The 20897-nt window shown below is 73.2% G+C and carries 16 protein-coding genes and 1 pseudogene; 11 read left to right on the top strand and 6 right to left on the bottom strand.

What is annotated here, in order from left to right:
* Together AB0C99_RS37055 and AB0C99_RS37050 are read left to right on the top strand one after the other, a co-directional pair.
* Window positions 1–270: EfeM/EfeO family lipoprotein (locus AB0C99_RS37055; RefSeq protein ID WP_362484498.1), on the top strand; the 270-nt coding region annotated here is incomplete at its 5' end.
* A 154-nt stretch (window positions 271–424) separates the two neighbouring features.
* Window positions 425–1048, top strand: a complete 624-nt coding sequence (locus AB0C99_RS37050) for a hypothetical protein (RefSeq protein WP_362484496.1) — start codon at window positions 425–427, stop codon at window positions 1046–1048.
* Between the two features lie 52 nt (window positions 1049–1100).
* On the opposite strand, the gene AB0C99_RS37045 is transcribed toward AB0C99_RS37050, so the two are convergent.
* The 4 genes from AB0C99_RS37045 to AB0C99_RS37030 form a co-directional block, all read right to left on the bottom strand.
* A complete protein-coding gene (locus AB0C99_RS37045; RefSeq protein WP_362484494.1) occupies window positions 1101–2612 on the bottom strand; it encodes an ATP-binding cassette domain-containing protein in 1512 nt (503 codons plus the stop codon).
* A complete protein-coding gene (locus tag AB0C99_RS37040) occupies window positions 2609–3454 on the bottom strand; it encodes an ABC transporter permease subunit (RefSeq protein WP_362484492.1) in 846 nt (281 codons plus the stop codon). Before AB0C99_RS37040 ends, AB0C99_RS37045 begins: the two co-directional genes overlap by 4 nt.
* Window positions 3451–4341, bottom strand: a complete 891-nt coding sequence (locus tag AB0C99_RS37035; RefSeq protein WP_362484500.1) for an ABC transporter permease — start codon at window positions 4339–4341, stop codon at window positions 3451–3453. The genes AB0C99_RS37040 and AB0C99_RS37035 overlap by 4 nt, the downstream gene beginning before the upstream one ends.
* Window positions 4342–4487: 146 nt before the next feature.
* A complete protein-coding gene (locus AB0C99_RS37030) occupies window positions 4488–6044 on the bottom strand; it encodes an ABC transporter substrate-binding protein (protein ID WP_362484490.1) in 1557 nt (518 codons plus the stop codon).
* Window positions 6045–6440: 396 nt separating this feature from the next.
* Here AB0C99_RS37030 and AB0C99_RS37025 point away from each other — a divergent pair, with 396 nt between their 5' ends.
* The 5 genes from AB0C99_RS37025 to AB0C99_RS37005 are packed head-to-tail and all read left to right on the top strand — an operon-like array spanning window position 6441 to window position 12292.
* Complete coding sequence (locus tag AB0C99_RS37025; RefSeq protein WP_362484488.1) at window positions 6441–7409, top strand: TauD/TfdA family dioxygenase; 969 nt, start codon at window positions 6441–6443, stop codon at window positions 7407–7409.
* A gap of 46 nt (window positions 7410–7455) precedes the next feature.
* Window positions 7456–8445: an ornithine cyclodeaminase family protein gene (locus AB0C99_RS37020; RefSeq protein WP_362484486.1), complete on the top strand. Its 990-nt coding sequence runs from the start codon at window positions 7456–7458 to the stop codon at window positions 8443–8445.
* Entirely contained in the window at window positions 8436–9806 is a 1371-nt protein-coding gene (locus AB0C99_RS37015) for a Y4yA family PLP-dependent enzyme (RefSeq protein ID WP_362484484.1), read from the top strand. Before AB0C99_RS37020 ends, AB0C99_RS37015 begins: the two co-directional genes overlap by 10 nt.
* A gap of 32 nt (window positions 9807–9838) precedes the next feature.
* Window positions 9839–10873: a cysteine synthase family protein gene (locus AB0C99_RS37010; protein ID WP_362484482.1), complete on the top strand. Its 1035-nt coding sequence runs from the start codon at window positions 9839–9841 to the stop codon at window positions 10871–10873.
* Between the two features lie 6 nt (window positions 10874–10879).
* Complete coding sequence (locus tag AB0C99_RS37005) at window positions 10880–12292, top strand: MATE family efflux transporter (RefSeq protein WP_362484481.1); 1413 nt, start codon at window positions 10880–10882, stop codon at window positions 12290–12292.
* A gap of 30 nt (window positions 12293–12322) precedes the next feature.
* On the opposite strand, the gene AB0C99_RS37000 is transcribed toward AB0C99_RS37005, so the two are convergent.
* The gene (locus AB0C99_RS37000; RefSeq protein WP_362484479.1) at window positions 12323–13315 is read right to left on the bottom strand and encodes a M56 family metallopeptidase; all 993 of its coding nucleotides are present in this window, start codon (window positions 13313–13315) and stop codon (window positions 12323–12325) included.
* Window positions 13312–13695: a BlaI/MecI/CopY family transcriptional regulator gene (locus AB0C99_RS36995; protein ID WP_362484477.1), complete on the bottom strand. Its 384-nt coding sequence runs from the start codon at window positions 13693–13695 to the stop codon at window positions 13312–13314. The genes AB0C99_RS37000 and AB0C99_RS36995 overlap by 4 nt, the downstream gene beginning before the upstream one ends.
* A 329-nt stretch (window positions 13696–14024) precedes the next feature.
* Here AB0C99_RS36995 and AB0C99_RS36990 point away from each other — a divergent pair, with 329 nt between their 5' ends.
* From AB0C99_RS36990 to AB0C99_RS36975, 4 genes and pseudogenes are all read left to right on the top strand, one after another.
* The gene (locus AB0C99_RS36990) at window positions 14025–15407 is read left to right on the top strand and encodes a glutamate decarboxylase (protein WP_362484475.1); all 1383 of its coding nucleotides are present in this window, start codon (window positions 14025–14027) and stop codon (window positions 15405–15407) included.
* A gap of 110 nt (window positions 15408–15517) precedes the next feature.
* Window positions 15518–16981 (top strand): amino acid permease, encoded by a 1464-nt coding sequence (locus AB0C99_RS36985; RefSeq protein WP_362484474.1) that lies wholly within the window; start codon window positions 15518–15520, stop codon window positions 16979–16981.
* Between the two features lie 164 nt (window positions 16982–17145).
* Window positions 17146–17376: pseudogene (locus tag AB0C99_RS36980) on the top strand (SpoIIE family protein phosphatase); the annotation flags it as partial.
* A gap of 384 nt (window positions 17377–17760) precedes the next feature.
* Window positions 17761–20897: hypothetical protein (locus tag AB0C99_RS36975; RefSeq protein WP_362484473.1), on the top strand; the 3137-nt coding region annotated here is incomplete at its 3' end.

Genomic DNA, 20897 nt, shown 5'->3' with positions numbered 1-20897 from the left:
GTCGACTTCAAGGCCAACGTCGAGGGCGCCCAGAAGTCCTTCGAGCTGCTGAAGCCGGTCGCCTCGAAGAACGACCCCCGGCTCGTCGCCGAGCTCGACAAGCAGTTCGCCGCCCTCAACACGCTCCTCGACAAGTACCGCGCGGACAAGACGAGCTACGTCTTCACCTCGTACGAGAAGGTCGGCAAGGAGCAGCGCAAGGAGCTCTCGGACGGCGTCAACGCGCTCGCCGAGCCGCTCTCCAAGCTCGCCGCCGCCGTCGTGAAGTAGGCGGCCGGGAACGCCGTACCACCGACCGCCTCCCCTTCGGAACGGGCTCGGTGGGTTCGGGAGCCGGCTGAGCGGCGTGCCGTGGCTCCCGAACCCACCGTGGCCGCGGCGGTACGGACCGGACAGTGCCACGTACGTCGAGGGAGCAGCAGCGGTGTACGAGCCGAACGAGCCCGAGCCGAGGCCGGCCGACACCCCGCCGGACGCGCGGCGGGCGGCGGAATGGCTCAGGGACGGTGGTGCAGTCGAGCGGATCCTGCAGGACGCGCTGGGCGGCCCGCCCGACGAGCGGGACGTCACGCTGGCGCGGATGGGCGGCGTGCTCCAGGCCACCGCCCAGGGCCTCGGCCCGGCGGCCGCGGCCGTCTGGGCCGGCGTACCCCCGCACGTCCTGGAGGAATGGACCGACCGGGACCCCGCGTTCGCGACCGCCCTGTGCGCGGCCCGTGCCCTCGCCGCCGCGCACGGAGTCCGCGCGGGGGAGCAGCACACGCCCGCGATGCTCAGGGTCCTGCTGGTCGCCCTGGGCAACGGCAGCACCGACAGCGAGGCCGTCCGGCTGGCGGGCTTCCGGCCGCAGCGCTTCCGCGCCCTGCACCGTGCGTCTGCGGCGCTCCAGGCCCTCGTCGCCGCCGCGCGAGCACTGAGGACATCGCGGCGCGTCGGCTACGTGCCCAGCGCGTACCGGCCGCGCCGGCCGGGCCGGAAGCCCCCGGCGGACCGGAGTTTCCGGCTGGTCCGCCGGGCCGCCCCCACCGGCGACGACGCCTCCGAGTAGCGGACGGGTGGGCGCGGGGCGGTCCTTAACGCCGGGGCGGCGGCGGGCGGTGCTACGCGGGCACCAGGCGGTCCGAGGGCCCGCTGCCCGTGATCCTGCCGCCGTCGAGGACATGGACGACGTCGGCGTAGCGGGCGACGAGGTGCTGCTGGTGGGAGACCGTCACCAGGGTCATGCCGCGTTCGTCGCGCAGCCGCGTCAGCAGGTCCATGACGCCGGTCGCGGTGTCGGCGTCGAGGGCCGAGGTGACCTCGTCGCAGAGCAGGACGTCGGGGTCGCAGGCGAGGGCGCGGGCGATGGAGACGCGTTGGCGCTGGCCGCCGGACAGCTCGCCCGGGTAGCGGTCGGCGAAGTCGGCGGGGAGACCGACCTGGTCGAGGAGCTCGGCGACCCGGCCCGCCCGCGCCCGCTTCGGCAGATCGGCGTGCAGGACCAGGGGACGGGTGAGCTGCTGGGCCACCGTACGGAGGGGGTTGAGCGTGTCGAGGGGGTTCTGCGGCACGAGCTGGATGCGGCGCCGCTGGTCCCGTGTGCGGCGCCGGGTGCCGGGGGCCAGGGGGACGCCGTCGAGGGTGAGCCGCCCGGTGTGCGCAGGGTGGAGGCCGGCCAGGACCCTCAGCAGCGTGGTCTTGCCCGAGCCCGACGGGCCGACGACGGCGCAGGAGGAGCCGGGCCGCGCGGTGAGCGACGCACCGGTGAGGAGGATGCGCCGCCCCCGGCCGGCGGGCGCGAAGGCGTCCACCCCCACGACCGCGAGCGTCCCTCGGGCGGCCGGTTCGGGTCTCCCGGCGTGCGCGGGGGGCGACTCGGCGGCGGTACGGGTACGGGGCGCGCTCGCCGTCGTGGGGCTGAGGGGCGGCCGGGCGCCCGGGGCGGTGAGACGGACGACGCCGTCGGCGTACGCCTCGGCGAGGCGGGGGTCGTGGGTGGCGACGACGACGGCCAGGTCCCGGCCGAGGGCCAGGTCGCGGAGCAGCCGCCCGATCTCGTCGCGCAGGGTGGCGTCCAGCCCGGCGGTCGGTTCGTCGAGGAGGAGGATCTCCGGGCCGCGGGCGAGCGCGCGGGCGAGCGCGACGCGGCGCTGCTGGCCGCCCGAGAGGGCGCCGGGGCGCCGGTCCAGGAGGCCGCCGCCGGCCGGGAGGCGGCATTCGGCCAGCAAGGCGGCGACCCCGTCCTCGGTCGGCCGGGGGCTGAGCTCGGCCACCAGACGGCGCACGGACATTCGGGGGTTGAGCGCGGATCCGGGGTCCTGCCCGACGTAGGCGACGGCGCCCCGGCGCAAGGCGCGCAACGCGTCCGCGGGCAGCTCGTGCGGGACGTGGCCGAGGACGTCCAGGGTGCCGCCGGTGACGGCGGCGCCGAGGGGGAGGTGCCCGACGAGGGCGCGTAGCAAGGTCGTCTTGCCCGATCCGGAGGCGCCCATGAGGGCGGTGACCCGGCCGGCGGGTATCCGCGCGCTGGTGGCGGGGAGCAGGACGGGTCCGTGGGGGAGGCGTATCTCCAGGCCGGTGAGGGTGATGACGGGATGTCGGTCGCCGGGGGAGGCCGGGGTGGGGCCGCTCATGAGCGGGTCACCGCCTTCGCTGGGCTGTCGGGGGACAGGGAGTGGGTGACCAGGCTGACGGTGACGGCCAGCAGGGCGATGGCGGTGCTGGGCGCGATCACGGCCCAGGGATTGAGGAGGATGCCGGAGGCGTTCTCGCGGACCATCAACGACCAGTCGGAGGCGGGGGGCTGGGGGCCGATCTGGAGGAATCCGGCCATGGAGATCACGTAGACGGCTTCGACGAACCGGAGCCCGAACAGGGTGAGGACGGTGGCGCGGAGGTTGGGCAGGATCTCGCGCAGGGCGATGTACGGGGTGGACTCGCCGCGGGCGAGGGCCGCTTCGACGTACCCGGCGGAGGCCGACGGGGCCGCGGCGGCGGCCACGATCCGGACCGCGTACGGCACCCCGAGGGCGATGGCCGCGACGATCACGGCCCACCGGCCGCCGCCGGGCCAGGCCAGGGCGATCAGCATGATGCCCAGCAGGGACGGGAGGAGGATCGCGACGTCCGCGCAGCGCTCGACCAGCCGGCCCAGCGCCGGCCGCAGCACCGCGACGCATCCGACGAGCGCGGCGGTGGCGGTGGTGACGACGGCGACGAGGAGCGCGCCGAGGATCAGGCGGGTGCCGCCGTGCAGCACGCGGCTGAGGACGTCGCGGCCCAGTTGGTCCCCGCCCAGCGGGGCGCCGCCGCCGGGCGCGGCGAACGGGGCGGTGACCGGGGTGTCGAGGGAGTGGGGGGCGAGGAGCGGCCCGGCGAGCGACACCAGCAGCGGGAGGGCCGCCAGCGCCACCAGCGCGAGGGTCCTCGCGCGGCGCGAGGGGCGGCGTACGGCCGCGGGCGGGGCGGCGGTCATGCGCGGGCTCCCAGGGTGGCGTGGCGGACGAGGTCGGCCGCCAGGAGGACGAGGCTGATGACGGCGCCGGTGCAGACGACCACCCCGGCGATCAGCGGGGTGTCGCGTGCGGCGACCGCGCCGGCGAGGACGGTGCCGATGCCGGGGTAGTTGAACAGGGTCTCCACCACGACCGCCCCGCCGAACAGCAGCCCTGTGGAGGTGGCGATGCCGGTGGCGATCGCGGGTACCGCGCCCGGGAGCTGATGGCGGAGCAGGACCTGCCGCAGGGGCAGCCCGTCGAGGTGGGCGGCCGCCACGTGCGGAGCGGCGGCCTGGTCGGCGAGGGCGCCGCGCACGACCCGGGTGTTCCAGCCGGTCTGCGGGATGACGAGGGCGAGGACCGGCATGATCAGCATGGTCCAGGTCGCGGGCCGGCCGTCGCCGCCGGTGACGGTGACGGCCGGGAGCCAGCCCGTCCACAGCGACAGGACGAGCAGCAGGGCGGCCGAGACGACGAACTCGGGGACCGCGAACGCGGCGGTGGAGGCGTGGGAGACGACCCGGTCGGCCGCTCCGCCCGGCCGGCTCGCCGCCCAGCAGCCCAGCAGCAGGGCCAGGACCGTGGTGATCCCGAACGCGGTCAGCGCGAGGACCAGCGTGTTGGGCAGCGGGTCGGCGAGCAGCTCCGTGACCCGCTGCCCCCGGGCGGAGGTGCCGAGGTCGCCGGTGGGCAGCGCGGCCATCCAGTCGCCGAACCGCTCCCACACCGGCCGGTCCAGGCCCAGCAGCCGCCTGCGCTCGGCCAGGTCCGCGGCGCTCTCCCCGCGCTCGGCCGACGCGGTCGCCGCGTCGCCGGGCAGGACCTCGACGGCGGCGAACACCACGGCGAGCAGCACCGCCAGCATCAGCGCCCGGCGTGCGACGGCGCCCCCGACGGCCAGTACGGTACGGCCGCGTCGCCGCGGGACGGCGACCGCCCCGTCGGCGGGGGAGGGGGAGGGGGCGGCCACCGGCGCCGGGGCCGCCCCCGCGCCGGTCCCGGCCTTCCGGCTCAACGCAGCCACACGCCTTCGAGCTGGACGCGCCCGTAGCCGGCCAGCTTCGGCAGGTTCCGTACCTTGGCCGCCGCCAGGTCGATGCCGTCGGCCATGCCCCAGAGCAGGTAGCCGGAGCGGTCGTACTCGATCCGCTGGAGCTCCTTCAGCGACGCGGCGCGCCGGGCGGGGTCGGCGGTGCCGATGACCTCGCGGTAGGCGGCGTCGAAACCGGGGTCCTGCCAGCCGGCCTCGTTCTGCCCGGCCTCGCCGACCATGGTCTTGGAGGCGAAGAAGACGACCGAGTCGTTGGTGCCCCAGTACGTGGTGTAGAAGTCGCCGGTCTTCCAGGTCTTCTCCCAGAACGCGCCGGACTCCTGCTTGACCACCTTGATCTTGATCCCCGCCTCGCGGGCCTGGTTCGCGAAGAGCGTCGCGGAGTCGGCGAGCCCGGCGATGTCCTCGGTGGTGACCAGCTCGTACGTCCGGCCCAGGTCGAACCCGGCGTCGGCGAGCAGGCGCCGGGCCTTGGCCAGGTCGCGGGTGCGCTGGGGGATGCCCGTGGCGTAGGCCGGGTCGCCGGTGCCGAGGATGTCGTTGGCGACGGTGCCGTAGCCGGACAGGACCTGCTTGACCATCGCGTCGCGGTCGACGACCAGGCGCATCGCCTCGCGTACCCGTACGTCGGCGAAGGGGCTGCCCTTGGCGGTGCGCATGACGATCGGCATCGCCATGTCGTCGGGGCGGCGCAGGATCTGGATGTCCTTGCGGGTCCCGGCGGTGCGGGCGGCCACCGCTCCGGCGTTGGAGGCGAGGTCGATCTGGCCGGCGAGCAGGGCGTTGGCCATGGCCTGGGGTGTCTCGAACATGGTCACCTCGATCGCGTCGAGGTGCACGGCCCCGCCGTGCCACCGGTCGTTGCGCACGAGACGGGCGTTGCCGCCGCGGAACCAGTCGAGCTTGAACGGTCCCGTGCCGGGCGCCTTGTCCAGCTCGGAGTCCTTGGTGCCCTTCTTCATCACGAAGGTGGCGAACCGGGTCAGCAGCGGGAACTCGGCGTTGGCGTAGTCGGAGAGCAGCACGACGGTATCGGTGCCCTCGGCGCTGATGTTCTCGGCCTGGATGCCGGGCAGCCGGGCCGCGCCGGAGGGAGTGCCGCGCAGCCGCCGGAGGGACCACACGACGTCCTCGGCGGTCACGGGGGTGCCGTCGTGGAAGACCGCGTTCTTCGCGATCGTGAACTTCCAGGTCTTGAGGTCCGGCGACGACTGCCACGAAGCGGCCAGCCGCGGCGCCGTGTTGGAGGTCGCCCCGGGGACGGTCAGCGTGTCGAAGACCAGGGCGAGCACGAGATAGTCGCTCTCGTTGGCCTGAGTGCCGTGCGGGTCGCGGGTGGTGGCACTCGCCCGCCCCAGCGCGCCGACCCGAAGCGTGCCCCCGGAGCGGGGCTTGTCCCCGGCGGCACCGGGAGACGCGGAGCCCGCGGAGTCCTGGCCGCCGCCGCAGGCGGCGACAAGTCCCGCCGCTCCGATGCCGGTTCCGGCCCACAGCAGCTGTCGTCTGGTGACGCCCACGTCAGGTCCTTCTCTCACACTCAATCTCGGGTTTGCTTAGGCTTACCTAACCGAACTCGGCCATCCTGCGCAACCGCGTCCCACTCCCCGCGAGGTCACCCGCCCGGCATGATGTGCCGACAAAACCGCTGGTCGGTAAGGGATGTGACGGATCGTCCGATGTCTCGACCGTGACCGAAATTCGACTACGTTGATGTAGTCCACCTGTCGGGTTAGGGTTGCCTAACTTAAGTGGTGGGGCTACGTTCCTGGTGTCCGGCAGCGCTCCGAGCCGCTCTGCCGTGACCACTCCCCGCCTCCTCCCGCCGCTTTCGAGCCGGTGCGGCACCGCCGCACGCCCGCGCTCGGCTCCGCCCCGCTCCGGAAGGTGCCACCGTGCCCACCTGCCCTGCCCCCGTGCGCCCTCTCGACCCCGCCACCGCCGCCGAGTTGACCGCCGCCGCGGCCCGACTCCTGGCCGAACACGGCTCGGCGACCTCCCCCGAACTGCTGGCGGCCCTCCCCGGCACCCGCGCCCGGCTCGCCGAAGCCCTCGGCACGGCCCTGCGCCCGGTCGACACCGCCGACGGCCTGTTCGTCCTGCGCGGCCTGCGCCCCGACGACACCGAACTCGGCCCCACACCCGCGCACTGGTCGACCGCCGCCGGCTCCGGCGCGCTGTGGGACGTCGTCCTGCTGCTCGTCTCGGCCCTGATGGGCACTCCGATCGCCTGGGACGGCCAGCAGGACGGCCGCTTCGTCCACAACATCGTGCCCTCGCCCGGACACGAGAACGAGCAGACCGGCGCCTCCAGCGACGTGCTCCTCACCCCGCACACCGAGGACGCCTTCCACCCCGGGCGCGCCCACCTGCTGCTCCTCGCCTGCATGCGCAACCACGACGCCATCGCCACCACCGCCGCCAGCATCCGCCGCACCCGGCTCGCGGACGAGGACATCGCACAGCTCAAGCGCCGCGTGGTGCCGATCCTGCCCGACGACGCCTACGAGCAGGCGCGCCGGTTCGCCGGCCGCCCCGCGCCCGTGCCCACCCTCTTCGACGGCGGCGAGGGCCTGACCATGCGCTTCGACCCCGCCTACACCCCGTACGACGAGGCCGACGAGGCATGGCGGGCGGCGTACGGGCGGCTGGAGGACGAACTGGCCCGCGTGTCCGTCGCGGTGAGCCTGCGCCCCGGCGACGTCCTGGTCGTCGACAACGACGTCGTCGTCCACGGCCGGGTGCCGTTCCAGGCCCGCTACGACGGCACCGACCGCTGGCTCAAGCGCGCCTCCGTCCGCGTCGAAGGACGCCCCACCCGCCCGCCGGCCGAGCACGACGAGCACGGCTACGGCCAGGCCGCGCTCACCGCCTGGACCGCCTGACCCGCACCCGCTCCCCGCTGCCCCAGCCCCTCGAAAGGACTCCCGCATGGACCGGGACGACACCACCCTGCGCGTACTGTCCGCCTCCGACATCGCCGGCCTGGACATCGGCCTCGCCGACGTCGTCGACACCGTCGAACAGGCGTACCGCACCCTCGCCGCGGGCCGCTCCGACAACCCGCGCAAGCTCACCGTCAAGCCCGCCGACGGCCACTCCGTCTCCTACGCCATGCTCGGCCGCGACGGCGCCCGCGAGGTCGTCGCCATCAAGACCTCCTACAAGCACGGCCTGCACGAGAGCCGCGACAAGCAGCACTACTACACGACCCTCACCCTCTACGACGACGTCACCGGCCTGCCGGTCGCCCTGATGGACTGCGCCCGCGTCGGCTCCCTGCGCACCCCGGCGGTCTCCGCCCTGCTGGCCCGCGAGTGCGCCGCCCCCGGCGCCACCACCGCGCTCGTGATCGGCACCGGCACCCAGGGCCGCCTCGCCCTGCCCTTCCTCGTCACCACCCTGCCGCACCTGGACCGGCTGCTGCTGTCCGGCACCCATCCCGACGGCATAGCCGCCGTCCGCGCCGAACTCGCCCGCCACTTCCCCGACCGGGACATCGAACTCGTCACCGACCTCGGCCGCGCCGCCCGCGACGCCGACGTCATCGTCGCCACCGCCGGCCCCCACACGCCCGCCGCCGTCGAGGCCGACGCGCTCAAGCCCGGCGCCACCGCGATCCTCGTCGGCCACGGCCTCGCGCCCTCCACCCTCCACCGGGCCGACCGGGTCATCGCCACCAGCGAAGCCCAGATGCGCGTCACCGGCACCGACATGGCCGACCCCGAGGGCGGCTTCCCGCCCGTCGACCTGGAACTCCCCGCCGCCCTCTCCGGCGCCGCCCGGGCCCGCACCGCACCCGGGCAGCGGATCTTCGCGTACAACAGCGGCCTCGTCGTCACCGACATAGCCCTCGGCCACCGCTTCGCCCAGCTCGCCGCCGAGCAGCGCCTCGGAACCGAGGTGGCCCTGTGGCGCTGACCCTGCCGGTCCACCCCGACCCCCTCGCCGACCGCCTCCACTCCGGCGGCCTGCTCACCGAACTCGCCCACGGCCTCGGCGGGCCCTTCCACTACCTGCTGCCGCACCGCTTCGACGCCAACCTGGCCGCCTTCCACGCCGCCCTCGCCGACGCCGGAGTGCGAGGCCGCGTCTACTACGCCAAGAAGGCCAACAAGGCGGGCGTGTTCACCGAACGCTGCGCCGCCCTCGGCGCGGGAGTCGACGTCGCCTCCCTCGGCGAACTCCGCGCCGCCCTCGGCCAGGGAGTCCGCGGCGAGGACCTCGTCGTCACCGGCCCGTCCAAGAGCCCCGAACTGCTGCGCGTCGCCGCCCGGCAGGGCGCGCTCATCGCCGTCGACGCCCTCGACGAACTCGACCGCGTCCTCACCCCGCCCCGGACCCGGCCACCCCGCGTACTGCTGCGCGTCCACCCCCCGTCCCAGCCCGACAGCCGCTTCGGCCTCGACGAGGAGGACCTGGAGGCCGCCCTCCGCGACTGCGCCGAGGCCGGCGACCGGATCCGCATGGAAGGCTTCTCCTTCCACCTGTCGGGCTACGACCCCCAGCAGCGCACCGACCTCGCGGGGGAGTTGGTCGAACGCTGCGTCAAGGCCCGTGCCCGGGGGCTGCGCGCCGACCGGATCAGCATCGGCGGCGGCTTCGCCGTCGACTACGTCCCCGCGGGCCCCTGGACGGACTTCCTCGACCGCCAGAACCCCGGCGACTACCACGGGGGAAAGACCTTCACGAAGAACGACTTCTACCCCTACCACTCACCCGTCGCCGGCGCCGACGCCCTGGCCGCCGTCCTGTCCGGCCGCCCGGCCGGCCGGCACGCGAGCCTCGCCGAGCTCCTGCGGCAGGCCGGGGTGACGCTGCTGATCGAACCCGGGCGCGCGCTCCTGGACCGGGCGGGCTCCTCTGTCTTCACCGTCCAGGGGGTCAAGGACCGCGAGGGGTACGGCATCGTCACCGTCGACGGCACCAGCCTGAGCCTGTCCGAGCAGTGGTTCGCCAGCGAGTACCTCCCCGACCCGCAGCTGATCCCCGCCCATGCCCCCGTCCCCGTCCCCGCCCGCGCGTCCGCCAGGCCCGCCGCCCCCGAGCCCTACCGGGCCTGCGTCGGCGGGGCCAGCTGCCTGGACTCCGACCTGCTGACCTGGCGCAAGATCACCTTCCCCGTACGCCCGCGCGTCGGCGACCTGATCGTCTACCCGAACACCGCCGGCTACCAGATGGACTCCAACGAGTCGCCCTTCCACGAACTGCCGCTGCCGCCGAAGGTCGTCATCGACCACCCCGACGACACCCCCCGGCCCCGCTGGCGCCTCGACCGCTGACCCCCCTCACCCCCACCCCGGAGCCGCCCGCCATGACCGACGCCCTCACCCGCCCGCCCGTGGTCACCCGCGTCACCGACCTCATCGGCCGCACCCCGCTCTTCGAACTCGCCCGCACCGACAACGGCGCCCGCCTCCTGCTCAAGCTGGAGATGTTCAACCCCACCGGCAGCGCCAAGATCCGCATGGCCCGCCAGATGATCGACGACGCCGAACACCGCGGCGACCTGCGCGACGGCGGCCACATCATCGAGTCCACCTCCGGCAACACCGGCCTCGGCCTCGCCGTCATCGCCGCCGAACGCGGCTACCGCTTCACCGCCGTCGTCGACAACCACGCCGCCGCCGACAAACTCCGCGGCATGAAGGCCATGGGCACCGAACTCGTCCACGTGGACGCCGCCGACGCCGACGGGGACGAACTCCACACCGCCGCGCGCGAGGAACTCGCCGAGTCCATGGCCCGCGGCAAGGACAACACCTACTTCACCGAGCAGCACAACAACCCCAGCAACGCCGTCGGCTACCACGAGGTCGGCCGCGAGATAGCGCAGGCCCTCGACCACCGCGTCGACGTCCTCATCGGCGCCGTCGGCACCGGCGGCGGCCTGTGCGGCACCGCCCGCGAACTGAAGCGGACCGTCCCCGGCCTGACGGTGATCGGCGTCGAACCCAAGGGCTCCATCGCCTTCGGCCCGCCCGCCCACGACTACTACCAGTCCGGCACCGGCACCCCCGAAGGCGCCACCATCGGGCTCCTCGTCGACTACGACCTCATCGACGAGGGCGCCAAGGTCGGCGATATCGAGGCGTTCGCCACCGCCCGGGCCGTCGCCCGCCACTGCGGCCTGCTCATCGGCGGCTCCGCCGGCGGCGTCGTACACGAGGCCCTGGCCCGACTGCCCCACCTCGCCCCCGATAGCGTGATGGTCGCCTTCATCAACGACGGCGGCGAAAAGTACCTGGACACCGTCTTCGACGACGACTGGATGACCGCCCGCGCCCTGCTCGACCCGGCCGTCGAGGCCGAGGCCGAGGAGGCCCTCACCAAACTCCGCAGGAACTGACACCCGATGCAGCAGCTCGCCACCCTCGTCCGCGACAGCCGCGCCCTGGCCGTCCTCGCCGTCCCGCTCGCCCTCACCCAGCTCGCCCAGGTCGCGCTCACCACCACCGACACGATCATGATGGGCCTGCTCGGCACCACCGAACTCGCCGCCGGCGGCCTCGCCATCGTCCTCTTCAACCAGATCCGCACCATGGGCGTCGGACTCGTCACCTCCGTCGGCAACCAGATCGCCGCGGCGGCGGCCCGCGCGGAGAAGGACGACAAGGACGACACGGGCGGATCGGACCAGGCCGCACCGCGCGAGGAGATCCGCGGCATCGTCCGCGCCGGCCTCGCTGTCGCCACCCTCGCCGGCCTCGTCGGCGCCCTCGTCATGATCGCCATCGGGCACCTGCTGACCTGGCTCGGACAGGACGCCGCCGTCGTCGGCCTCACCCGGACGATGATCTACGCCCTCGCGCCCGGCCTGCTGCCCTGCCTGTGGTTCCAGGTCATCCGCCAGTTCACCGTGGGAATGCGCCGCCCCCAGGCCCTGTTGCGGATCACCCTCGCCTCCATCGCCGTCAACGCGGCCATCAACTGGGTCCTCATCCACGGGACCTTCGGTTTGCCGCGCCTCGGCCTGACCGGCGTCGGCATCGCCACCTCCACCGTCTACCTGCTGTCCTTCCTCGCCCTGTACCTCGCCGCGAAGAAGGACCCCGCACTCGCCCCCCATCTCAGCCTCGACCCCCGCGCCGACACAGCCACCGTCAGGCGTCTGATCGGCCTCGGCGTCCCCATCGCCGCCACCTACGGATCCGAAGCGGGCTTCTTCTCCGTCACCGCCCTCATGGCCGGCTCCTTCGGACCCGACGCGCTCGCCGCCCACACCGCGGTCAACCAGCTCGTCTACATCGTCTTCCAGGTCGCCGTCGGCCTGTCCCACGCCGCGTCCATCAACGTCAGCCGCGAACTCGCCCTGGGCGACCACGACGCCGCCCGCCGCATCAAGAACACCGCCCTGGCCTGCGCCGGAGCCATCATGACCCTCGTCGGCACCGTCTACCTCACCCTCCCGCGCATCGTCCTGGCACCCTTCCTCGACACGGGATCCGACGGGGCCCTCACGATCGCCACCCACCTCCTGATCGTCACCGCGGTCCTGCAGTTCTTCGACTGCACCCAGAACATCGGCATCGGACTCCTCCGGGGCCTCGACGACACCAGGAGCGGCTTCCGCATCACCCTCATCGGCTACTGGGCCGTCGGCCTGCCCGCCACCGCCCTCTTCGCCTACGCCCTCGACCTCGGCACCCTCGGCATCTGGCTCGGCCTCCTCACCGGCCTCGCCGCCACAGCCCTGCTCCTGCTGCGCCGCTACGACACCGCCCTCGCCGCCACGAGATCCCGCCCGGCCACCGCCACGGCGACCTGACCCCGAGGAGAGCCGGCCCGCCCGTACCGCCTACCCGCCGAACAGCGACTCCATCACGCTCCACAGGCCCGAGCAGCCGGACGGGACCCCGAGCAGCCGGCCCGCCGCGTACTCCACGTACTCGTGCAGCGCGTACGCCAGGGCGAGCGAACCGAACGCCACCGCGGCGACCGTCCCCGCCATCCCCAGCACCCCCGCGCGCCGCGCACCTCCACGCGGCGGCGCCGGTGCGGGCGACAGCAGGGCCCGCACCCGCTGCGGCACCGGACCGCTCGCGGCCGACAGCAACGGGTACCCGTCCGCACGCCCCCGGGACGCACCGGCGAGCGCCGCCCGGGCGATGGCGGCCGCGGCGACCCGCCGGTCACCCACGACCGACGCGGCGGCCTCGTCCGCCCACCGCTCCAGATGGAAGACCAGCGCCGCACGCAGACTCCGCAGGGCGGGGTGCACCACGGCGGCCAGATCGACGACGGCGGACAGCAGGTGGTGCCGCCCCGCCAGATGAGCCCGCTCATGGGCCAGCAGGACCTCCCGCTCGCCCTCCTTCAGGACGCGCACCATCCCGGACGTCACGACGACCCGGCCGCGCCGCCCCCGGTACCCGGGCAGCGCGAACGCGTCGACGTCGGAGCCCGGGACCACCAGCACATCGCCGTCCCCGGTTCCGTCCGCCGCGGCCTCCCAGGCCCGCCTTAGCAAGGAACGATGCGTGAGCCACCGCCGCACCAGCAGCACCGACTGCACCAGGAGCGTCACCCCCGCCGCACCGGCGAACGGAACGGCCGCCGGCCACACCTCCAGCACCCGCCGCAGCGGCAGCCGCTCCAAAGACGCGAGGAACGGTACGTGGAACAGCCCCACCAGCACCGCGACCGTACCGCCGGCCAACAGCACCGCCGCACCGGTCAGCACCCAGCACGCCCAGCGCGGCGGCAGCAGCGCGGCGCACCGCCTGGCGACCGCCGCCCCGCCCCACGGAAGGAGGAGGACCAGCAGCACCAGAACCAGCACCAGCGTCACGCCGGACCGCCCTCCGCCTCCAGCAGCAGGCGGCGCAGCGTCTCCTCGTCGTCCTCGGACAGCGACGACACGAAGCGCCTCAGCACCAGATCACGCTGTGGCTCGCTCTCCAGCTCCCGCCGCATCCGCCCGGCCACGAGCCCCGCCGCGTCCTCCACCGGCTCGTACGCGAAGCCCCGCCCGGCCGGCACCCGGCGCAGGGTGCCCTTCTCGTGCAGACGGGTCAGGATCGTGGCCATCGTCGTCCGCGCCAGCCCCGTACCGAGGGCGGCGTTCACCTCGTGCGCCGTCATCGGCCGCCCCGACTCCCACAGCACCGCCAGCACATCCGCGACCAGCTCCCCGTGCGGCCGCCGCTGCTCCTGGCCTCTGCCCGACATGCTTTCCCCAACCTTCCGCCGCACCGGCACGCATTCCTTAGGCAGACCTAATCTACCCCCGCGTAGAAAACCCTCCGGGGCCGCACGGCAGGTCGAAGGGGTGCGACGCCCCGGCGCGAACGAACGCGCCTCCGGACCGGCCCGTTCGCCCGTGCCCCGCCCCGCCCAAGTGGCGGCGCGAATCGCCACGCCGATTGCTGCGGGTGGCCCAGCCCGGTCACTCGTTGGCCGGGCGCCCCGGACGCCCGGCACGCGCGCCGGACCGGTCCGGCCGACGATGGCGGTACCGTCCGGCGGCGCCGCCGCCGGCCCTTCCTCCGAGGAACGCCATGGCACTGCACAAAGCCGACCACGTCCCAGGCGATGGCGGAGGCGAGGACGTGTACGCCTTGCCGATCAGCCAGGTGACCCTTCCGAAGTACCGGATGCCGGACTCCACCTCGCAGCCGACCGCGGTACGGCAGCTGATCTTCGACGAGCTGGCACTGGACGGCAACGCCTCGCAGAACCTCGCGACCTTCTGCACGACCTGGTCCGAGCCCGAGGTGCACGAGCTCATGGACGAGTGCCTCAACAAGAACATGATCGACAAGGACGAGTACCCGCAGACCGCCGCGATCGAGAACCGCTGCGTGCACATCCTCGCCGACCTGTGGAACTCGCCGGACGGCGAGACCGCCATGGGCTGTTCCACGACCGGGTCGAGCGAGGCCGCGATGCTGGGCGGCCTGGCCCTGAAGTGGCGCTGGCGCGAGAGCCGCCAGGCCGCCGGCGAACCCGCCGACAAGCCCAACATCGTCGCCGGACCGGTCCAGGTCTGCTGGGAGAAGTTCGCCCGCTACTTCGACGTCGAGCTGCGCCAGGTCCCGCTGGAGGCGGACGCGATCGGCATGCGCGCCCACCAGCTGAAGGACTACGTCGACGAGAACACCATCGGCGTCGTCGGCATCCTCGGCGTTACCTACACCTGCGCGTACGAGCCGATCGCGGAGATCTGCGCCGAACTGGACCGCATCCAGGCCGAGAAGGGCTGGGACATCCCGGTCCACGTGGACGCCGCGTCCGGCGGCTTCATCGCCCCCTTCCTGCAGCCCGACCTCGTCTGGGACTTCCAGCTCCCGCGCGTGGCCTCGATCAACGCGTCCGGCCACAAGTACGGCATGGCACCGCTCGGGGTCGGCTGGGTGGTGTGGCGCACGCCGGACCTGCTGCCCGAGGGCCTGGTCTTCCGGGTGTCCTACCTGGGCGGCGACATGCCGACCTTCGCCCTGAACTTCTCCCGCCCCGGCGGCGAGATCGTCGCGCAGTACTACAACCTGCTGCGGCTCGGCCGCGAGGGCTACCGCCATGTGTACGAAGCCTGCGCCAAGACCGCGCAGGCACTCGCCAAGGAGATCGGCGACATGGGGCCCTTCGAGGTCCTGTACGACGGCGAGGGCGCGCTGCCGGCGGTGTCGTGGAAGCTCGCCGACCCGGAGAACTCCCCGTTCACGCTGTACGACCTCACGGACCAGCTGCGAGGGCGCGGCTGGCAGGTCCCGGCCTACCCGCTGCCCTCCCACCGCGACCAGACGGTGATCCAGCGGGTCCTGATCCGGCACGGCACGGGCTACGACAAGATCTCGCTGCTGGTCGACGACATCCGTACCGCGATCGGGCGCCTGTCGACGGCCCGGGACCACGTGGCCGAGCAGCCCGGCTTCCACCACTGATGGCCGCCGGAACGCAGCCCGCAGGCGCGGCATCAGGCTCCGGCTCACCATCGGGCTCTCGCGGCGGAGCGAAGCGCGTCGCCGGACTGACCGCGAGCACCCTCGGCCTGATGACCGCCGCGAGCGTGGTCACGAGCCTGCGCGGCCTGCCGTCGATGGCCGAGGAAGAACTCACCATGTTCTTCTACATCGGCTTCGCCACCCTGCTCTTCCTGATCCCCGCCGGACTGGTGGCGGCCGAGCTGGGCGGCGCGTTCGCGAACCGTACCGGCGGTGTCTACACCTGGGTCGGCGAGGCGTTCGGGCAGCGCTGGGGCTTCCTGGCCATCTGGCTCCAGTGGATCCAGAACGTCGTCTGGTACCCCACCGGCCTCTCGTTCGCCGCCGCCGGTGTGGCGTACACCTTCAACGACAGCAAGCTGGCCTCGAACAACGTCTACACCGGCCTGTTCTGCATCGGCATCTACTGGGTTGCCACCCTCATCGCCCTCACCGGCACGAGCCTGCTGGCCAAGGTCACCCGCGCGGGCTTCCTCCTGGGCACCGCCCTGCCCGGCGTGATCCTCCTCGCCCTGTTCGTGTGGTGGTGGGCCGCGGGCCACCCGCTGGGCTGGGAGACCGCGGACAACTCGGCCGTCTCCGTGGTCAAGGACGGCCACGACAGTCCGCGCTGGGCGCCCTACCTGACCGGTCTCGGCTCGCTGGCCTTCCTCGGCGCGATCCTGCTCAACTTCGCCGGGGTCGAGTCGCAGGCGGTGCACATCAAGGAGATGCAGGACCCCAAGCGCCAGTTCCCCCGCGCGATCTTCATCGCGGCGGGCATCTCGTTCGCCGTCTTCACCCTCGGCTCGCTGGCCGTCGCGGGCATCCTCCCGTACAGCGAGATGAACCAGCAGACCGGCGTCTTCGTCACCCTGCAACGGGCCTTCGACACCCTCATGGGCGTCCAGTGGCCCACGTACATCCTCGCCCTGCTCATCGGCTACGGCGCGCTCGGCGGCGCACTCGCCTGGCTCTCCGGCCCGAGCAAGGGCCTGCTGGCGACCGCACACGACGGGATGCTGCCGCCGCTGATGCAGAAGACGAACAAGACGGGGGTGCAGCGCAACATCCTGCTGATCCAGGGCGTCATCGTCACCGCGATCTCGTCCATCTACCTCTTCACCAAGGACGTCAGCACGGTCTTCTTCATGATCTCGTCGATGACGATCACCCTCTACATCATCATGTACATGATGATGTACGCGGCGGTGATCAGACTCCGCAAGACCCGGCCCGACCTCCCGCGCAGCTTCGTCATCCCCGGCGGCACACCGGGCCTGTGGGCCTTCGCGGGCGCCGGCTTCCTCGCGGTCGCCTTCGCGTTCGTGGTCTCGTTCGTACCCCCCAGCCAGCTCCCCATCGGCAGCCCGGCCAGCTACGTCCTCACGGTCGCCGCCGGAACGGTCGTCTTCACCATCGCCCCGATGATCATCTACGCCAAGCGCAAGCCCACCTGGCGCAGCGGAGGCGAAAACACCCACAGCAGCTTCGAGAAACCCACCCCACAACCGGCAACGGCGACCGACCCCTGAAACCCACCGCCGAGCCCGCCACCCTCATGGCCCGGCAAGGCGCCTGAACGAAAACGGTCCAGGCGAGCACGTCGTTCACCCCGCCCGCGCGATGGACATAGTCGACCGCACACAGCAAGGCACCCGCGACCGCGCACGGATAGACCACGCGAACGCCACCGGCCATGACAACGGGGACCGGCGGGCAGCCCCTTCCGATGCGCAGGCCCATGGCGGAGCGCTCGCGGGCAAAGCCGCCGCCCGGCCCGCCGACGACTCCTCCGCCCAGATCGGGAATCCGCCCCGCCCCCACGCCCGCCCCCCTGCCCCCGGGCGCCACGCTCCTCCTGTACACGGACGGCCTGACCAAGGCTCGCGACGCCGACGGCAGGTTCTACCCGCTGGCCCGGCGAGCGGCGAACCTCCCCTCGCCGGTTCTGACACCCTGGTCCGCCGCCTGGTGCCGGACGTCATGACCTGGACACCCCGGCTCAGCGACGACAACGCCGTCATCGCCCTCACCCCCACCACGGGGCGCGACACCCCCTCCGCGACCCGTCCCGCTGACGGGTCGCCTTCCACGAGCAGCCGACACAGCGGGTGTGCGGGGCGAGCGCGACGAAGCGGACGAGTGGCACAGTTCAGGCCATTTGAACCCGTTCGAAATGCCTTTCGGCGCAGAGGGAGCCCCTGTTACGATCATGCTCTCGGACGGGAAGCGCTTGAGGGGGCCGCGCGGAGCACGCGCGGACGAAGGCCACCCGTCCGCTGCCTGATCAGGCTTTCGGAGGGGATCTCTCGTGACCGTATCCACCCACGCCCGCGTCCGCATGCGCAGAACGCTTGCCACCGCGACCGCCCTCGGCATCACGGCCGGCCTGGCCGCGACGGCCACGGGCCCGGCCGCGGCGTCGCCGAACGCCGCCGCCACGGCCTCGGACGAGGTCGTGGTCCCGGACCCGGGACGGTTCAAGCCGCGCGCCGACAGGCTCCTCCAGGTCGGCACCACCGGCTACCTGCACCAGCAGGAGGGGACGAAGGGCACGCTCTGGACGGACCTGGCCACGGGCGCGACGAAGCCCGTGGCGTACGCCGATACCGACCTGAGCCACTCCGGGCTCCGCGCCGTCCCGGTCGAGGGCGGTATGAACATCACGGACATCGCCACGGGCGGAACGACCCTGGTCCCCGTCCCCTCCGGCCGCGTCCCGTCCGACATGTTCACCGCCGACACCGTGGTGGCCGTTCCCGGACTGGACATCACCACCACGCTCTCGCTGATCTCGGTCGAGAACGGCGCACCCGTCGAGCGGGCGGTGACCGGCATCCCCGCAGGCGGCGTCGATCCGAGTCCGCTCGCCCAGGACTCCCGGGGCGCGATCATGCCGGGCGAGACCTCGGTCTACTACCTCGACTACGCGACCGCCACCCTCACCGAGCTGGTGGGGTCCGTCTTTTCGCGCGACCACTTCCGGCTCTCAGGGGGGCACGTCCTGCGCTGGGCCGGGGGGACGGGCACCGTCTACACGGTGCCCCGCGCGACCCCCTCGGCCGCGCCCGTGACCACGCAGGTCGTGCCCCCCGCCGAGGGCCTGGTCTCCATGGAGTTCGCCGTGGTCGGGGACCGGGTCGTCGCGAGCCGCGACACGCGGTACGAAAGGGAGCCCTACGTCCTCGGCGAGGCGCTGGTGGCGGTGCCCATCGGCGGCGGCACCGCCGAGGTCCTGCTGCCCGGTGCGGAGGCCGAGCTGGGCGTCGCCCCCGACGGCGGCGTCTACGCGGTCGGCGGCAGCAGCTCCACCGACTGGGCCGTGCGCCGCGTCACCCTCGGCGAGGACGGCTCCCTCTCGACGGCCACCGTACGCACGGTGCCGGAGGTCCCCGCGACGTACACCGGCCTGGCGCTCGGCGCCGGGCGGCTGAGCTACCTCAGCAACTCCTGGGGAGGCGACCACCCGGGGCTCTACGACGTCGACACCGACCTGACGGGCACCCCCTCCGCGAGCAAGGCCACTCTGCGCCACCGCCTCCTCGGGGCATTGTCGTACGGCCCGATCGGGCTCCAGTCGCTCGGCGACGGGGACTCGGTCCTCCCCGCCCCGGGCACCGGCGCGCTCATGTCGCCCTTCAGCACCTCCGGCTTCCGCAAGGCCACCCCGGCCGGGCCGCCCACGATCGCGGACGCCGCCGGCCGCTACGTCATCACCACGGACGGCAGCCGGCGCGAGGTCCTGAACCTCGACAACGACGACCACCAGGGCCGCGAGCTCACCGTCGACGGGGCCGCCGCCGTCTGGGCCGGCAAGGTCTGGAAGAACGCCGCCGCCGTCGGCCAGGTCAACTCCTACGACCTCGCCACCAGGACCACCTCCGCCCCCGTCAGCCTCGGCTCCGGCTGCGCTCCGTCCGAGCTCCAGGCCCTCGACCGGTGGATCTACTGGGCCTGCGGGCCCGCGGGGAAGGCCGGCGTCTACGACCTCACGCTGAAGAAGAGCGTGCCGGTCCCGACCGGCGAGGCCCTCCTCGGCGACGGCTACCTCGTCCGGCACATGGGGGCCGAGCTCCTGCTGACGAACGCCGCCACCGGCGCCACGTCGGCCTTCGCCGAACTGCCGGCGGCCTCCTCCGGCAAGAGCCGAGGCGTCACGTGGACCGTGGACAAGTTCGGCGGCGGCGTCGCGTTCATCGACTCCGCCAACGACATCCACGTCAAGCGCGTGGACCTGGCCCGCCAGGACCTGGCCCCGCTCGACCGGACCGTCCCGGAAGGCGACTTCAAGGGTCTCGGCGCCGAGTCCTCGGACGGTCCCTGGTCCCCCGTCTGGCGCTTCTCGCGGCCCGTGGGCTCCTGGGAGCTGCGCATCGCCAAGGGCAACGGCGAGGGCGTCCGCACCTTCACGGGAACGAGCGGCACCGGCGCCTCCGTCCGCGTGCGGTGGGACGGGAAGGACGGCCTCGGCCGAGGCATCGAATCCGGCCAGTACCGCTGGGAGCTGATCGCCCGTCCGCTGGACGGCGTCGGCCGCTCGTACGGTGCGTCCGGGGCGTTCAACGTCACCGGCACCTCCCTCACCACCCTCCCCGGCACCTACACCCCCGTCACCCCCGGCCGCCTCATGGACACCCGCTCCGGCCTCGGCGTCCCCAAGGCCAAGGTCGGTCCCGGCGGGACGGTCGCCCTGAAGGTGGCCGGGACGGCCGGAGTGCCCGCCGAGGGGGTCAGCGCGGTCGTACTGAACGTGACCGCGACCAACACCACCTCGGGCGGCTTCGTCTCCGCCTACCCGCACGACACACGGCGCACCTCCGCCTCCAACCTCAACTTCAAGGCGGGCCAGACCAGCGCCAACCTGGTCACCGTGCCCGTCGTCGACGGCTGGGTGGAGTTCTACAACCACTCCGGCTCGGTCGACCTGCTCGCCGACGTCGCGGGCTACTACGCCGAGGGCACGGCCGGTTCGCACTACCAGCCCGTCACGCCGAAGCGGCTGATGGACACCCGCAACGGCACCGGTGTCGCCCAGGCCAAGGTCGACGCCAACGGGACCGTCACGCTGCCGGTCACCGAGCCGGACGTGACGGCCGTGGTCATGAACGTGACCGCGACCAACCCGACCGCGGCCGGCTTCGTCTCGGTCTACCCGTACGGGACGCCCCGCACGGCCGCGTCGAACCTCAATTTCGTCGCGGGCCAGACCGTCCCGAACCTGGTCGTCGTGCCCGTCAAGGACGGCAAGGTCACCTTCTACAACCGCGCCGGCACCGTCGACCTCCTCGCCGACGTCGCGGGCTACTTCAAGAAGGACACCGGCTCCGTCTTCACCGGCATGCAGCCCAAGCGGCTCATGGACACCCGGGACGGCACCGGTGTCACCCGGGGCAAGGTCGGCGCGGGCAAGACCGTCAGCCTGACGGTCGGGACGAAGTACTCCGCCGT

Source organism: Streptomyces sp. NPDC048659 (genome assembly GCF_040650575.1).
Lineage (GTDB): Bacteria > Actinomycetota > Actinomycetes > Streptomycetales > Streptomycetaceae > Streptomyces.
This window is presented reverse-complemented; position numbering and strand designations above follow the sequence as displayed.